Annotated in this window: 9 protein-coding genes and 2 rRNA genes (1 of these 11 running past the window's edge); 10 read left to right on the top strand and 1 reads right to left on the bottom strand. The window is 38.8% G+C overall.

The window, feature by feature from the left end:
• Window positions 1-289 precede the first annotated feature (289 nt).
• The gene (locus CJ483_RS23730; protein ID WP_120038628.1) at window positions 290-1,366 is read left to right on the top strand and encodes a hypothetical protein; all 1,077 of its coding nucleotides are present in this window, start codon (window positions 290-292) and stop codon (window positions 1,364-1,366) included.
• Between the two features lie 180 nt (window positions 1,367-1,546).
• Here CJ483_RS23730 and CJ483_RS23725 read toward each other — a convergent pair whose 3' ends face one another.
• Window positions 1,547-3,343 carry a helix-turn-helix domain-containing protein gene (locus CJ483_RS23725; RefSeq protein ID WP_120038626.1) on the bottom strand — a complete coding sequence of 599 codons (1,797 nt, stop codon included), beginning with the start codon at window positions 3,341-3,343 and terminating at the stop codon, window positions 1,547-1,549.
• Window positions 3,344-4,064: 721 nt separating this feature from the next.
• Here CJ483_RS23725 and CJ483_RS23720 point away from each other — a divergent pair.
• The 9 genes from CJ483_RS23720 to CJ483_RS23685 all read left to right on the top strand — a co-directional run.
• On the top strand, window positions 4,065-5,222 hold the full coding sequence (locus CJ483_RS23720; protein WP_120038624.1) for a hypothetical protein: 1,158 nt from the start codon (window positions 4,065-4,067) through the stop codon (window positions 5,220-5,222).
• Window positions 5,223-5,948: 726 nt separating this feature from the next.
• Window positions 5,949-6,512, top strand: a complete 564-nt coding sequence (locus CJ483_RS23715; protein WP_182917203.1) for a glycerol-3-phosphate acyltransferase — start codon at window positions 5,949-5,951, stop codon at window positions 6,510-6,512.
• A 56-nt stretch (window positions 6,513-6,568) separates the two neighbouring features.
• Window positions 6,569-10,033 carry an aminotransferase class V-fold PLP-dependent enzyme gene (locus CJ483_RS23710; RefSeq protein ID WP_182917202.1) on the top strand — a complete coding sequence of 1,155 codons (3,465 nt, stop codon included), beginning with the start codon at window positions 6,569-6,571 and terminating at the stop codon, window positions 10,031-10,033.
• A gap of 289 nt (window positions 10,034-10,322) precedes the next feature.
• Window positions 10,323-10,808: a hypothetical protein gene (locus CJ483_RS23705; protein WP_120038621.1), complete on the top strand. Its 486-nt coding sequence runs from the start codon at window positions 10,323-10,325 to the stop codon at window positions 10,806-10,808.
• 113 nt (window positions 10,809-10,921) lie between these two features.
• Window positions 10,922-11,725: a hypothetical protein gene (locus tag CJ483_RS23700; RefSeq protein WP_120038619.1), complete on the top strand. Its 804-nt coding sequence runs from the start codon at window positions 10,922-10,924 to the stop codon at window positions 11,723-11,725.
• Window positions 11,726-11,893 (top strand): hypothetical protein, encoded by a 168-nt coding sequence (locus tag CJ483_RS24725; RefSeq protein WP_182917201.1) that lies wholly within the window; start codon window positions 11,726-11,728, stop codon window positions 11,891-11,893.
• A gap of 417 nt (window positions 11,894-12,310) precedes the next feature.
• On the top strand, window positions 12,311-12,742 hold the full coding sequence (locus CJ483_RS23695) for a hypothetical protein (protein ID WP_120038617.1): 432 nt from the start codon (window positions 12,311-12,313) through the stop codon (window positions 12,740-12,742).
• An 881-nt stretch (window positions 12,743-13,623) separates the two neighbouring features.
• Window positions 13,624-15,177, top strand: a 16S ribosomal RNA gene (locus CJ483_RS23690).
• Between the two features lie 205 nt (window positions 15,178-15,382).
• Window positions 15,383-16,341 (top strand): 23S ribosomal RNA (locus CJ483_RS23685); it runs 1,972 nt beyond the window's last position.
• Together the 16S and 23S rRNA genes form the textbook arrangement of a ribosomal RNA operon.

Here is a 16,341-nt window from a genome sequence, read left to right as displayed (position 1 = left end):
ATAAGGATGAAAAATGCTATTAACAGAGAAAAGTCGAAACGAAAAGAAACAAAATCTATTTTTTCGTTTCGACTGGTTTTAAAAGCACATTACATTTCTCTGTTTTTACTTTGACTGTTTCAGATAATGCTTATCAATTCCTATATAATTGAGTCTATTCATAAAATCCACTATAATAAAAAGTATTAATAAGAGAACGCAAAACAACGAAGTGTTTCCGAAACGAAACAAAGAGAAGCGAAATTGCTTATTTCTTTTCGTTTCTAGAGAAAAGAGGGGAGTGTTTACTTTGGAACAAACCAAAGAGAAACAAAAAACCATCATGGTGGAATTGATTAAAGAAAAATTTGCTGATGATCCATTATTTCTGGAATGTTCATTGGCCTCTAAAACAAAAGAGAAACTATTTCCTGATTTTCTTGGCCAGCTAGTAGAAGGGGTGGAATACTCTGCGCAAGATGCTGCTCGATTCGTTAATCGCTCAGATGCAAATATACGCTACTATTTGCAGAACCTCCCAGAATACATAGGTGTTGTAAAGACTTCTTCCTCTTATAGAATGAGATATGATGGCGTCTATCGTATTTATTTAATTTTTATGTATATCAAAGACCTGAACAAGCAACTAAAGGATATCAAAGTGAAAATTGGGGAAGAGGCTCAATTTATTCCTAAACGTAAAAATGTAAAAGGGATGAATGAAGATACTCTTGATACTTTACTCTTTGGCATGCACCTAAGGGAGAAGGCCACTCTTGAATTTACAGAAAAGATGTTTAGCCAATTTATGGAGAAAAGTAAAAAAGAGCAGGAATTAAATCAATTATACATTGAACATAACAAGGAACTGTCGCAAATAGAGGAAACCATCAGACGGCTTATAGACAGAAAACTCTTGCTAGAAGGGGATTTAAGACGAAAAAGAAATTCCGAAAAAGAACGATTGTGGTTAGAGAAGGTCCGAGCCCTTGAAAACAAAAGAAAAAAAGAAAGCAATATTATTGGAAGGATCTTTTCACCCATTATTGTGGAGAAAAGTGAAGTAGAGGCACCTACTGAAGAAGAAATCGGTGCATCCCCGATTGTTAAAGATCTAGAAGCTGACATTCAGGCAATTGAGGAAAAGCTGAAAGAAGAAATGGAAAAGGCAGCAAACTTTTCAAAGGACAGCACACTTTCCAAAAAGATCTCTACAGTGAAGGAAGAGCTTAGTGTCATTGAGCAAGAGATTTTAGAGAATAAAGAAGCCTTTGATGCGATTGGTGAGCAATCAGGTCAAGCATTAGCCTATTTCCAAAAGAAAAAAGGCTATGAAATAGATATTCCTGAAAACGGAGGGGAAAGAAAACATTTGTTAGATGAATAGTGTTATTCATGCTTTGGAAAATGATAATTATCCTAATAGATATAGTGACGATTACATTCCAATGCTGCTATAAAGAAAAGCCCCATCGGCCATAGCTAGAAAAGGCCGATGGGGCTTTATAAAGTTATCGTTCAAAAAGCATCATTCTCTTTACAAAACTTATTTTTGCATATCGTTTATTTAATCTTCTAGTATTAGGGACTTTTTCAACCATTGAACAATCTTCATATCGTTCTTCTTATTTCTTCTTTTGGTTTCCTTATTCTCAAATCGTTTCAATGTATTGTAACCAATCCCTATCTCTTTTGCTGCTTTCGCAAGTGAAAGTCCTCGCCGCTCTCTTTCTTGGATGACCATTTCAGCCGTTAAGGATTCCTCTGTAAGTGGCGGAAGAGGTTCATCATTCTTTTTAGGTTCCGATAGGGGAAGGGAAAGCTGAGATGCTTCTGCCTCCGGCTCTCTTCTTAAAGGGGAAGCTTGCTGCTCTATGCTCCGATATCCAACTTGTTGGATGACAACTGGTTGACTAAGTGATTCAATCATTTGATTAACAGTTGATGAATCTACCTGGTGCTGATCCTGTAAGATCGACAGCTTTCTTTTATTTTTTTCCATCATTTCAGCAGAAGGGGTAATGGCTACCTTCAGCCCGTAAAAATAAGACAACCAGCCGGTTCGGCCAAACAAACTGAAGTCGACAGGGTCCGTAAAATGCCAGTCTCTTACAATGCCTTTGTTTGTTAGTTCATCTAACGCTTTGACAAAGCGGTCGTACATGTCTAGTCCTCTCATCCGTGCAGGGAAATCAATTTCCCGGATGAGCGTTTTGACCATAAAAGGCTGATGTAAATTATTTTTAGACAGACGAATAAACCATTGTGTCGCAAGGTAACGTGCCAGTCGCTTCTCCGGACGCTGCCGCACGGGATGAAACTCCAATGCGCTTAAGTCAATAATGCCTAAGCGTTTATTTTCATTCAGAAAAGACGTTAATAACGATGTTGGTTTGATTTGACAGGCATAGATACCTAAAAATTTATCGTTCTCGTCATAAGCTGCCCGTACTTTTCCTACCTCAAACATTTTCTGAAAATCCCTGTATTTATACTTTTTGCTTTCTTTTAAATCATTTTCATCGACTTCAATGACCTCTCCCTCTTTCAATGAAATCCAAATATTAGAAAGAGCCTTGACTCTTGACATAATGTTAAAACGGTCTCTTTCCCGGACTTCCAGGCTGCTATTCGGGTCCACAAGGTTGCTTCTTAATTTCAGCGCATCATTGGAGTGAAAATACAGGTAACCATCTTCATCTTTTGGCGCAAAAAGAAACAGAAAACAAATAATATCAAAAATATCGGCTGTCATTTCATCCATGGCACTAAATGCCGTCCGGAGTTTATCCCAATACTCCTGTTCTTCATCCGTAAAAGGCATGTCCATTCCTCCTGCCACATTGACGCGTGCCATTCCATGAATGTTGCCTTTAGAATCTTTAATTTCTGCTTGAAAGAGATCGTCTGCTTCACTAGCCGCCACAAAGGCCTTAGGCTGTGTCACGATATTTCTTACTAGATGAAACTGATAATCCATGCTGGAGACCAAATGCCGCTCTTCTTTGGCAAATTGGACAGCCGCTTCGTTAACACTAAGATGTACATCCAACGGAAAGTCCTGGTTAATATAGCTGCTGACTTGTTCCAACACATATGTGTGATGTTTTCTGAAGACTTCCCGTATATTTTCCTGAGTGACTTTTTTGCTCACTAGCAGGGAGCGCACAATCTCACATAACCAATCAAAACTTCTATACGCTTTTTGATTATCAAACGTTTGATTAATTTCACTTGTGACATACTGTTGCCATTCTTCAATAATATAGTTGTTGGAAAAATACCTTTGGACTTCTTCTAAAACGGCAAGTTTAAAAAAGTCTTCACTTAGTGCGAGTTTATTAGGGTTAATGTATTCCGCCATGCTATCTCTCCCCAAGTCGTTCTGTCTATATGGATACCTTCATTATGCCAGTTCTATCGTAAAAATGGCAACTTGCCATTTTGATCATCTCTTTTCTTTGAAGAGACGGTGCTCCTACAGTTGCTAGTTCTCCTTGTGTTTACTGATCCTTTCCACTTTTGTTCTATTCCCCGTCCTACCTGTGCACCTTTTTCTTTCCACATTTCTGTCCTATCCGTGCATCTTTCTTGCCATTTTCATTATTCCTTCGTCCTACCCGTGCACCTTTTTCTTTTATTTATTCCTATATTTGGATAAAAAGAGGCGGATTTAGTCGAAAACCACCGTTTTTTTGCCACTTTCCGTCCTACCCGTGCACCTTTCTTGCCATTTTCCATTTTGCTCCGTCCTACCCGTGCACCTTTTTCTTGCCACTTTAAAAATTCTCCGTCCTACCCGTGCACCTTTTTTAAATAGGGATTTTTTATAAAGCCCGCTAAATCAACGTTTGTGAAGCATGCAGTCAAAAAGTCTTTCCACTTGAACCTTGCCACTTTCCATTTTGCTCCGTCCTACCCGTGCACCTGAAAAAATTTTAAAAAATCTCTGAGCCCTTGACCTGACTGGGCTGAGGGGCTCTTTAAAATTTGCCACTTTTCTCTTAGAGAGAGCCTATTCGAAAAAAGGCGTCGTGTATAATAGACATACTTATACATAAACCGCTAGAAGGGAGGGTATGAAAATGGCAAAATTCCGTAAGCAAAGCAAACGGCAAATAGTGAAAATGGATGGCTTCCGTTTCCCACATCAGTTGCTCGAAGATCTTCGTGTCTTCCAAAAAGAACAAAAACGGCAAGTACCAGCGAGTGCCTATGCCGTTCTGCTTTCTGTATTAAAACAAATTCATTTGGAAAAAAATAGCCAGGGCAAAGTCCAAGAGTTTAATCTCGCTTTTTGGAGCAAAAAATTGCATGTGGCTTATTCGACGATGCATGCGGGACGTAAATTCTTAGAAGAACATGGCTTTCTTTATGAAGAAATTCTGCCAAACGGACTGCCTGCATGGGTGTTAGCCAATTATCAGGAATATACTACTCCTGAATTAAAGAACGGCCATGAATTGAATTATTTTATCGTCCCTCATACCCTCTTGGATACGACGATTGTAGCCGAGTTTGTGCGCACCTCTAATCCGGAAGCGTTTGAACTCATGTTTTCTCTATTCAATCAATTTCGACATGGAATCGCCAAACTTGATCGTAAAAACGAAGTGGCAGCTCTTGAACAAGCACGGACCATGCATACATTAAAAGAAAAATTGAAGAAAAGAGCAAAAGGGGTAAGAGAGGTATTGGCCATTTTACAACCTCTTTTTGACATCGAATATACAGGCGTTCAAGTCCGCGGCTGCCAGTTGTGGATCCGAAAAGCGATTTTCCGCTTAAAACCGGAATGTGTAAAAGAGAATACAGATGAATTTCATGTCGAGCCGCTTTTGGCTAAATTTCAGGAGCACACGCTTTATATACTCAATGGGCTAAAACTGCGCTACAAGCCCCGAGATCTTTTTGATATCATGCTGTCCTTTAAACAAGAGGTACTTGACATTGTCAAATACTTGATCGATGAAGACGAAAGTGAAGAGCGTTATACATACCGTGATGCTTGGGCAGAATCTCTGTTTTTCCGCTGCCTGGATCAATTTGAACAGCATATTCGAACACAAATCAACCGTAAAGGAAAGTTCTCGTTCCATACGTCCATCGGCGCCTATTTTCGGACCATTTATCGACGAGAGCTTCCTAAAGAACTTAAAAAAATTCCATACGATAAAATGCATCAGGCCAAGTACAACGAATATATCCAAACAGGACAAGTACCAGCCCTGCATTTCATCTAATGCCTTGTTTTTAAATTTTTAGTCAAACAAGGCTATTTCTCGTGTATAAAAAATCCAAGAACTTGTATCTGTTCTTGGATTTTCTTTTATCTATGCTCCTTTTTTAAGAGAATGGCCTCTTACCAAGAAGCCGTTCTCTTTTTTATTTCATTTACTATCAATAGATTGCTTCTTATTTTTCATAAAAACAAATGATGGCTTCTTAAGTGGTTTTTGTATCAGTAAATTGCTTCTTGTCTATTAATTATTCAATAGATTGCTTGTGAATCTATGAATATATCAAATATTGGTGTCTTTCTTTTTGGTATAAGTCCAGCTGTTGTAAGGGTTTAGAAACTGTTTTAAAAAAGAGCTTATTAACTTTGATTATTTATTTTGATTTATTTTTTATAGAATTGATTGTTTACTATTATTTGATTTTTATACTTATAAAATTGAATATACTTTCATTACTACATTTATTTAAGATTCATCTATTAGGCTTTATATTTCTTTAGTATAAAGAAGCAAGTCAAAATCTGAATTCTAGCAAAAAGGAGACTAATATGTATTTCTCTCCTAAGACGCATTGTTTAATGAACAAGGTGAAAGAATAGTTCAAGATGCCTATGGTTATTTATGGTAAAATAACTGCAGAATGCCAAAAAACAATCGTTAACACAAGGATGATCCTTATTTGAAGTCAGTAGGCAGTTAAAAAATTATTGTATGTACATGAGGATTCTTTTGGGGGAATGCGCCATTTTAAAAATTGTATTGATGGTTATGCTTGCCTATTGTGCTGGAAGTATAACAGGGGCGTATTATATCGCCAAGTGGTCAGTGGGAAAAGATATTCGCCAACTTGGGAGCGGGAATGCTGGAGCCAGAAATGCCGGAAGAGAGTTAGGAAAGAAAGCGTTTGTGTTTACACTTTTGATTGATATGGCAAAAGTTATGATGGTTCTGTCTTTCGTAACACTTTTCTTTCCGCAAAATAAAATCATGCTGTTAGTTAGCGCTTTTTTCTTGTTAATTGGCCATATTTGGCCGGTACACCTTGGTTTCAAAGGGGGAAAAGGAGTCGTCGTTTTTTTAACCTCCACTTTGTTTCTAGTTCCACCGGCCATTGGAGTTTTAGGAACATGCGTTGGAATCAGCTATTGGATTGTACGAAACTTTACGATAGCTGGTCTTTTTTCGATGGCCACCATTCCTGTGACAGCTTGGATACTGGGAGAATACTATTTTGCTATTGGGCTATTTAGTTTATTGGTCATTGTAGTTATTTCACACATAAAAGACGCATGATTCAATAAATTATTTTATACTTCTTTCATTTCAATCTATTTTGAGGAGGCAACAAAATGGAACAACATACGTTAACCTATAAAATAGCATCCGAACCGGAAGAAATGGAACAAATCTATAAACTAAATTACGAAACGTTTGTAGAGGAAATTCCGCAGCATCAACAAAATCAAGGACGACGTTTAATAGATAAATTTGATAAGGAAAATACCTATATTATTGCTAAGGACGAGGGAGTTATCGTCGGAATGATCGCAGTGCGTGCCAACCGCCCGTTTTCTCTTGATTATAAAATAGACGATTTAGATCATTATTTACCAAAGAATGCTAATCCTTGTGAAGTGCGGTTGCTCTCGGTGAAAAGAGACTATCGAAAAAGCTGGGTATTTTACCAGCTGGTAAACTTACTCGTTAGCTATTGCTTGGAAAAACAATATAACATGGCTCTTATTTCCGGTACTGATCGTCAAATCAGGCTATATAAAAGAATTGGCTTTGAACCATTCGGCCCCATGGTTGGAAGAGAAAAAGCAATGTTTCAACCGATGTATTTAACTAAGAAGAAATTTGAAACTACATCAAAAGCGTTTTCTAAAATGATGAAACAGAAAAAGAGAGAACCAAAAAAAATGAACTTTTTGCCGGGTCCGGTGGCAGTACATAAAGAAGTAGAGCAAGTTTTTAGAAAAACAGCTATTTCCCATCGCTCTAGCGAGGTTATTAATGAAATGAAAACAGTTCGAACAAAACTATGTGAATTGGTCAATGCAAAAAAGGCACAAATCGCAGTCGGAACCGGAACACTTGCGAATGACTTAGTAGCTGCTCAAATAAAGAAACTTCCTGGAAAAGGATTAATCCTTGCAAATGGAGAATTTGGCTATCGGTTAATCGATCATGCAGAGCGGTTCGGCTTGGAGCATTATACATTGGAAAAACGGTGGAATGAGGGCATCTCGGCAGAAGAGATTAAGAGCTTTCTTGAAACCCATCAGGATGTAAATTGGCTTTGGACAGTGCATTGTGAAACATCTACAGGATACCTGTACGATTTGAACAAGCTTCTAGAAGTGGTCAAAAAGCATCACATAAAATTATGTGTAGATGCCTGCAGTTCAGTTGGAGTCGTTCCTGTTGATTTTCAGGATGTTTATTTAGCAAGCACTGTTAGTGGAAAAGGATTAGGTTCTTATCCAGGGCTAGCTATTGTGTTTCATCAAGAGACCATTGCACCGAATAAAGAGATACCGAGGTATTTAGATTTAGGGATATATGCCATGACTGACAGCATCCCTTATACTCATTCATCAAACTTGATTTCTGCATTACATGAAGCGGTAAAAAAGGTAAATGTAGAAAGCAGGCATATATTAGCAAATGAGGTCAGGAAAATGCTGACGAATGCTGGGTTTACTGTGTTAGGAAATGAGGATTACTTACCGGGCATTATGACTATTCCGCTTCCATACAGTATTTCTTCAAAAAATGTGGGGGATCAGTTAAAGGAAAACGGGATCATTATCAGTTATGAAAGTGACTATTTACTGCAACGGAACTGGATCCAGTTTGCCTTAATGGGGAACCTTACATTAAAAGAGTTTGAAACTTCATTGGCCATCCTTCAAGACATAATGAATAAAAAATTAAGCAGGTTTCAAACCATGTTTCAAAATAAGCGATGGAAACACATAGAGGGCATAAAACTAGTTTTAATGATAGCGAGCATTCTTTGGTTGAAAACAGTGATCGTTTGCCTTTTAGGCTTTAACCTTAGCCTCCAATCATGGTTTGACATCGGAGTGATATTGATAAGTTCCCTTGGTTCGCTGTTATTTGTAATGGGCTTTAGTTTTTATTTTAGTGAAAAGGTAAACAGACTGCTGTTGTTCGGATTATTATTTATCGGAACTTTTATCCTTTATGGGGATCTCTTATATTATCGTTTTTATATTGACTTTGTTAGCGCGCCGATTCTTTTTCAATTTGATAATGTGGGCGGCTTGAGTGCCAGCACGGTTGAGCTAATGAATCCATGGGATCTTTGTTTATTTATCGATCTGTTTTTGGTAGGGTGGTTTCTTTTTAAAACGAGAGCTACTTGTTTTAAAGTAGGAAAACAGACTAAAAAGTTATACGCAGCAGCAAGTTTAACGTTTACTATAATAACAATTGGTTTAGGAATTGGTAAATCTGTTCACCTTTTTTCTGAATCTTATGATCGGGAACAAATGGTTAAGTCATTAGGTTTGCTGAATTATCATGTATATGACATTGCTTTAGGGATGAAAGTATCCTTAGAGCGGTTTGTGGTCACAGAAGCAGATGCTGTTGCCCCGCAAGAATATTTTCAGCATAAAAATCTTCAATCAACGGATTTATTTGGGATAGCAGAAGGAAAAAATGTGGTAGTCATAAGCATGGAATCAACCCAAGACTTTGTCATTCATCAAAAAGTAAATGGAGAAGAAATAACCCCTTTTCTTAATGATTTAATTAAAGACAGTTTCTATTTTAGCCAAGTATATGATCAAACAGCTCAGGGAAAAACATCTGACGCAGAATTTATGATTGATACGGGGCTTTATCCGTTAGCAAGCGGTTCTGTTTTTGTAAGAAGACCGGAAAATGTGTACTATAGCCTTCCACATTTATTAAAAGAAAAACAGGATTATTATGCTGCTGCATTTCATGGGAATGTAAGTACCTTTTGGAACCGGGACACGATGTACAAGACTTTAGGTTACGACAAATTTTTTTCTAAGAAGGATTACATAGTAACAGAAGAAAATTCAATCAACTATGGAATTAAAGATATTCCATACTTCAATCAGTCTATTCAATATTTAGAGACTATACCTGAACCCTACTATGCGAAATTTCTCACCTTAACAAACCATTTTCCTTTTTTGCTAGAAGAGGAAGATATGTTCATTGAGCCAGCAGCTACAAAAGAAGGAGTTGTTAATCGCTATGTGACAACGGTTCGGTATTTAGATAAATCCATTGAAATGTTTTTTAAACAATTGAAAGAAAAAGGGATGTACGAAGACACTATGTTTGTTCTAGTCGGGGATCATTACGGCATTTCTGAAAAATACGAGGAAGGTCTGAGTGAGTTATTAGGAGAAGAAATTAACGTGGCTAATCGAATGAAGCATCGCCAGGTGCCGCTGATTATCCATATTCCCGGCCACGAAGGAAAAATCATTGACACACAGGGAGGAGAAATTGATATACGTCCAACACTTCTCCATCTTTTAGGCATTAAAAAAGAAAACAATTATTCATTCGGTCATGATCTTTTCACAAGAGATCCAGATTATCCAGTTGTTTTTCGAGATGGCAGTTTTATTTCAAAGAATTACATATACAAGGATAGTATTTGTTATAGAAAAGAAAGTGGGCAAGCGGCAGGGACTCATCATTGTGAACCATATCTAGATGTGGTGAGACAAGAGTTAACACTGTCTGACAAGATCATTTTTGGAGACCTTTTAAGGTTTATGAAGCCGCAACAATAAATAGCCGACTATTCATCCTATAACAATGATTAAGATTTTTATCGAAATAAAAAAGGAAAATAACAGCAAGTTGATGAGAGAATTGCTAATAGGATAACGATTGGATGATAGAGAAAAACAGCCAGGTGTTATTCAACTAAAAAGGGAGTTAAGCTACAAAAATGATATTTCAGTCGAAGAGTCTTTTTATGGCTTCCGGTAAAGTGATGTATATCTAAAATAGCTCTCCTTGGAACTTTCAGTTTATCCTTAATGAGCCATCTTTATTATTTGAAAAGAGGAGTATAGTATGGGACTTAATCATGAATTTGAATTGATAGAAGAGCATAGTGATAAAGTATTAAAAGAACTGAGTATACATGATGACTTTTTAAATTACATTGATACAACAATAGGAGAAGAAAACAATTTGTTTTACACGGTTCCTTCTATTAATCCTGATTATCAAGAGAAACCATATGGCTTAGTTTTCCCTGAATACAAAGGCTTTAATTATTATGGAGTAACGGTTTTTAATAAACACTCTGTTAGTGAACTAGAAAACATGTTTTTACAATGGAAAGACGTGATCCTCTCTTTTCCCACCGATGTTTATTATTATGAATTAGAAACAATGGATGAAACAGAAAGGGAAAAGCTCACCCTCGAAGAACTTGAGGAGGTTAAAGAGAAATTTTTTGATAAAAAAGATTTGTTAAACGTTATAGAAGGTTGTTTGGAAATGGTTGGCTTTATAAAAGATGCTAAGTATATCTTGTATCATGCAGGAATATAGACACAGTTTCCTTAAAATGGTTGATGTAAATAGTCATAATTTTCCTTAAAATGATGATTTTTCCTGACTGTTTATTTATATTTGTAACTAAACAGTTGGGAGGAGTGTATTTGATGAAAAAGAGTTTGTACTTATTAATGGTTAGTGTTTTTTTATTATTTTTATCAGGGAACCAAAGTGAAGTCTATGCTTCTTTTAATGAAGGAAATGTACTTGTAAAATCTGATGTTATTAACGTTAGTCAAAGTGAATTATCAGAATCTGGCAATAAGGAATTTAAAAGGTTAGCTTCTTTGCCGAACGCTGTTACGATTAATGTGACTCCTAGTGTTACAGGTGTAACAGTTAAAGTGAGAAATTATGGGGTGGATACGGTAGACAGTGTAGTAGTTACAGTTAATTCACCGAAGATTTTGACCTCAAAAGGAAAAGAGCAAAAAGGAAAAAACAAAAGCACCTTTGTTTTTACTAACTTAAAACCTGCTATTTCCCAAGACAAATCTAAACCGGTACCGATGGTTAGAACCAAGATGTCTTATACAGGTAGCGCAGTCATTAAAGATGGCAAAAAAGTTGTTACTAAAAGTGTTAACGCGTCTTTAGATTTTTCAACGGATCAGTTGACTAAAGAATGGGATAAAGGAACTTTTTCTGATATTCATAAATCGATAGATTATCACTTTGCAAAACACTATAATGATAAGTATGTTAAAGTAAATAATTTACAACAGTATTTAAATAAAGCCTCAAGTGCTAGAAGTGAAATGAAAAATATTACTAAGACAACTAGTAAATATAGGTATAAAAAGAGTGCAACCTCTATAAAAGTAACAAAGATGAGCGGAAAAACTACTACCCAATATGTATTACTCACAAATACAAAAGCAAAAAAATTATATAGTTACGGAGGCGATTAAATGAAAAAAAAGAGAACAGTTCTACTTTCAGTTTGTGCTATTGTAGGACTAATATTTATATCATCAACTTTCGTTTATGAAAAGGTTAAGGCGAATGATGACCAAGGTGTTAAATACATACCTAATGTCAAAGAAGATACAATTTATGTAAACTTGGATGAAGAATAAATGAGAGGTGAGTTTTAACAAAAGAGGAATTAGAGAGTGAACCAATCTAAAATAAAATGATCTGAGTAATGGTTCAGAACCTCCCGCGTCGTTTTTTGTTGAGGGAGGTTCTTTTTTTGCGGCAATCATTCTTTCAATCGGTTTGCTAAAGCTTAAAAGTAACCATACAAAATTTTAGCTACTGCATGAGTGTTCAAATCGTTGAACGATCGTATATAGAAAAGAGTGCATGTTTTTTCGTTCACTTTCCAGTAAGCATGTGGAGAATGGCTTTATTCTTTTCTATGCTTTCATGCAACTAATTCGTCTTTTTATATCAATCCATTGAGTGATGAATGAATCAGCAAAATAAGTCAACTATAGAAGATTTATTGTTAGAATGAAAAAAGAATACATCAATAGGAGAGGAAAAGAATAATGTTCAAAACGTTTATTGCATTCATTGCTGCTGCATCCATGCTAACAGCTTGTAATAGTAATGAGGCACATAAAGACAATAATGAGAGTACCCCAAAAAATGAGGAAGTTTTACAAACAGAGAACATACAAGAAGAGCGGCAAGAAAATGAACAGCCAACAGAGCAAGCCCAAAACCAATCTGCAGAAAGTGTAAATCATGAGGAATGGTCTTCATTACCTGAATATAATAAGATTATTGAGCAGATTGGGGACAAAGATAATAGATTTCAAACGGTAACAGATAACGAAGGGAAACGTATTCTTCTTATTAAAGATGAAAATGGGGAAGAACAATATAAAACTATATTTATCAAAAATACCAGTCGCCTTAAAATCATTAAAGTAAATGGAGGCGGACAAATTTTCAATGGCACCTTGGCCCAAAGCTAGAAACTATTCGTTGTTTATTACATTGTAAGTTAGTTTCATATCGATCGGAACAAAGATAGAGATTTAACTAAAATTCAATTACCCACAATTAAAACGATAATGCGCACAAATAGGAACGGACCAAGCGATTAAAAAACAAAACTGAAAACGGCTAGAGAAGAATCCATTTTGATTAAATTTTTCAAAATGGATTCTTCTTGTTTACCATAAAATATGAAGTAGTGTTGATCAAAATTTATTTCAAAGCTCTGTTTAATAAAAGAACGGCCTTTTTGAAAAGAGATAACCATGTGGATGAGCACATGGAGAGGTTGCTCTTTTTATTAATCAATAGTTTTTAGACATCTGCATGTATAGAAGAATAAAAGATTGGCAATGATAGAGACAAGAATATTTAGTAAAGGAGAGAGAAATGGTGATTGTAGAAAATAAATTGATGTTGACTAACTTTATCAATAAAAACCAGTTTGATTTGAATGCTTATCTTGTTTACTTGTTCCGTAATGAGGACCAGTTAAAGTCAGTTAAATAAGAAGGTGGGCTCTTTGAGTGAATCAGAGAGTTCTTTTTATATAGTTTGGCAAGGCTCAATTTTTGCTTCTTCTTTATTCGGATGATTGCTACCTAGCAGAAAAACTTACTATTATATTTAAAAAAGTTATTGACCCCGTATTTAAAAGAATGATATAGTTCTCTTTGCTGCTAAAAACAGTGAGATAGAGAAAAAATATTTTAAAAAAAGTCGTTGACACTATTATTGTAAAATGTTATTATAGTATAGCTGTCGCTGATAACGACAACGAATTGATCTTTGAAAACTGAACAAAATACATGCCAGTAAGTTAATTCTTATTTTTAAATTATGAGCAAGTCAAACAATCTTTTTGGAGAGTTTGATCCTGGCTCAGGACGAACGCTGGCGGCGTGCCTAATACATGCAAGTCGAGCGGACTTGACGGAGTTTGCTCTGTTCAAGTTAGCGGCGGACGGGTGAGTAACACGTGGGTAACCTGCCTGTAAGACTGGGATAACTCCGGGAAACCGGGGCTAATACCGGATATTCTTTTTCTTCGCATGAAGAGGAATGGAAAGGCGGCTTTTAGCTGTCACTTACAGATGGACCCGCGGCGCATTAGCTAGTTGGTGAGGTAACGGCTCACCAAGGCGACGATGCGTAGCCGACCTGAGAGGGTGATCGGCCACACTGGGACTGAGACACGGCCCAGACTCCTACGGGAGGCAGCAGTAGGGAATCTTCCGCAATGGACGAAAGTCTGACGGAGCAACGCCGCGTGAGTGAAGAAGGTTTTCGGATCGTAAAGCTCTGTTGTCAGGGAAGAACAAGTACCAAAGTAACTGTTGGTACCTTGACGGTACCTGACCAGAAAGCCACGGCTAACTACGTGCCAGCAGCCGCGGTAATACGTAGGTGGCAAGCGTTGTCCGGAATTATTGGGCGTAAAGCGCGCGCAGGCGGCTTCTTAAGTCTGATGTGAAAGCCCACGGCTCAACCGTGGAGGGTCATTGGAAACTGGGAGGCTTGAGTGCAGAAGAGGAGAGCGGAATTCCACGTGTAGCGGTGAAATGCGTAGAGATGTGGAGGAACACCAGTGGCGAAGGCGGCTCTCTGGTCTGTAACTGACGCTGAGGCGCGAAAGCGTGGGGAGCGAACAGGATTAGATACCCTGGTAGTCCACGCCGTAAACGATGAGTGCTAAGTGTTGGAGGGTTTCCGCCCTTCAGTGCTGCAGCTAACGCATTAAGCACTCCGCCTGGGGAGTACGGCCGCAAGGCTGAAACTCAAAGGAATTGACGGGGGCCCGCACAAGCGGTGGAGCATGTGGTTTAATTCGAAGCAACGCGAAGAACCTTACCAGGTCTTGACATCCCGCTGACCGGTCTGGAGACAGACCTTTCCCTTCGGGGACAGCGGTGACAGGTGGTGCATGGTTGTCGTCAGCTCGTGTCGTGAGATGTTGGGTTAAGTCCCGCAACGAGCGCAACCCTTGATCTTAGTTGCCAGCATTCAGTTGGGCACTCTAAGGTGACTGCCGGTGACAAACCGGAGGAAGGTGGGGATGACGTCAAATCATCATGCCCCTTATGACCTGGGCTACACACGTGCTACAATGGATGGTACAAAGGGCTGCAAGACCGCAAGGTTTAGCCAATCCCATAAAACCATTCTCAGTTCGGATTGCAGGCTGCAACTCGCCTGCATGAAGCCGGAATCGCTAGTAATCGCGGATCAGCATGCCGCGGTGAATACGTTCCCGGGCCTTGTACACACCGCCCGTCACACCACGAGAGTTTGCAACACCCGAAGTCGGTGGGGTAACCCTTACGGGAGCCAGCCGCCTAAGGTGGGGCAGATGATTGGGGTGAAGTCGTAACAAGGTAGCCGTATCGGAAGGTGCGGCTGGATCACCTCCTTTCTAAGGAACTTGTGAACCGTGTCAGGCTTTTAGCCGCACGTAGTAGCAACAGAGAACGCTGTTCTCACAAACGAATTAACGGCATTGTTTTTTGTTCAGTTTTGAAGGATGAATTCCTTCTCTATAGGTAAGACCACTTGTTCTTTGAAAACTGGATAATATCGTATAAAAGTAACCAAGCAATAACCGAGTAATCGCCATTTTAGGTTAAGTTAGAAAGGGCGCACGGTGGATGCCTTGGCACTAGGAGCCGAAGAAGGACGGGACTAACTCCGATATGCTCCGGGGAGCTGTAAGTAAGCGTTAATCCGGAGATTTCCGAATGGGGAAACCCACTGTTCGTAATGGAACAGTATCCCTACCTGAATCCATAGGGTAGGAGAAGGCACACCCGGGGAACTGAAACATCTAAGTACCTGGAGGAAGAGAAAGCAAACGCGATTCCCTGAGTAGCGGCGAGCGAAACGGGAACAGCCCAAACCAGAAGGCTTGCCTTCTGGGGTTGTAGGACACTCTATACGGAGTTACAAAAGAACGGTGTAGGCGAAGAGGTCTGGAAAGGCCCATCAGAGAAGGTAACAATCCTGTAGCCGAAACGTCGTTCTCTCCAGAGTGGATCCTGAGTACGGCGGAACACGTGAAATTCCGTCGGAATCCGGGAGGACCATCTCCCAAGGCTAAATACTCCCTAGTGACCGATAGTGAACCAGTACCGTGAGGGAAAGGTGAAAAGCACCCCGGAAGGGGAGTGAAAGAGAACCTGAAACCGTGTGCCTACAAGTAGTCAGAGCCCGTTAATGGGTGATGGCGTGCCTTTTGTAGAATGAACCGGCGAGTTGCGATTTCATGCGAGGTTAAGCCGTAAAGGCGGAGCCGCAGCGAAAGCGAGTCTGAATAGGGCGCATGAGTATGAGGTCGCAGACCCGAAACCAGGTGATCTACCCATGTCCAGGGTGAAGGTAAGGTAACACTTACTGGAGGCCCGAACCCACGCACGTTGAAAAGTGCGGGGATGAGGTGTGGGTAGCGGTGAAATTCCAATCGAACCTGGAGATAGCTGGTTCTCTCCGAAATAGCTTTAGGGCTAGCCTCAAGGGAAGAGTCTTGGAGGTAGAGCACTGTTTGGACTAGGGGCCCCTCTCGGGTTACCGAATTCAGACAAAC

Source organism: Bacillus sp. PK3_68 (assembly GCF_003600835.1).
Lineage (GTDB): Bacteria > Bacillota > Bacilli > Bacillales > Domibacillaceae > Pseudobacillus.
Note: the sequence above shows the minus strand (reverse complement) of the source record. Positions and strands in the feature narration are given on the sequence as shown.

Bases quoted from the DNA above. Each gene is read 5' to 3' on its own strand.
- CJ483_RS23725 (WP_120038626.1), bottom strand. From the start codon at position 3,343: ATGGCGGAATACATTAACCCTAATAAACTCGCACTAAGTGAAGACTTT.
- CJ483_RS23720 (WP_120038624.1), top strand. From the start codon at position 4,065: ATGGCAAAATTCCGTAAGCAAAGCAAACGGCAAATAGTGAAAATGGAT.
- CJ483_RS23710 (WP_182917202.1), top strand. From the start codon at position 6,569: ATGGAACAACATACGTTAACCTATAAAATAGCATCCGAACCGGAAGAA.
- CJ483_RS23705 (WP_120038621.1), top strand. From the start codon at position 10,323: ATGGGACTTAATCATGAATTTGAATTGATAGAAGAGCATAGTGATAAA.
- CJ483_RS23700 (WP_120038619.1), top strand. From the start codon at position 10,922: ATGAAAAAGAGTTTGTACTTATTAATGGTTAGTGTTTTTTTATTATTT.
- CJ483_RS24725 (WP_182917201.1), top strand. From the start codon at position 11,726: ATGAAAAAAAAGAGAACAGTTCTACTTTCAGTTTGTGCTATTGTAGGA.
- CJ483_RS23695 (WP_120038617.1), top strand. From the start codon at position 12,311: ATGTTCAAAACGTTTATTGCATTCATTGCTGCTGCATCCATGCTAACA.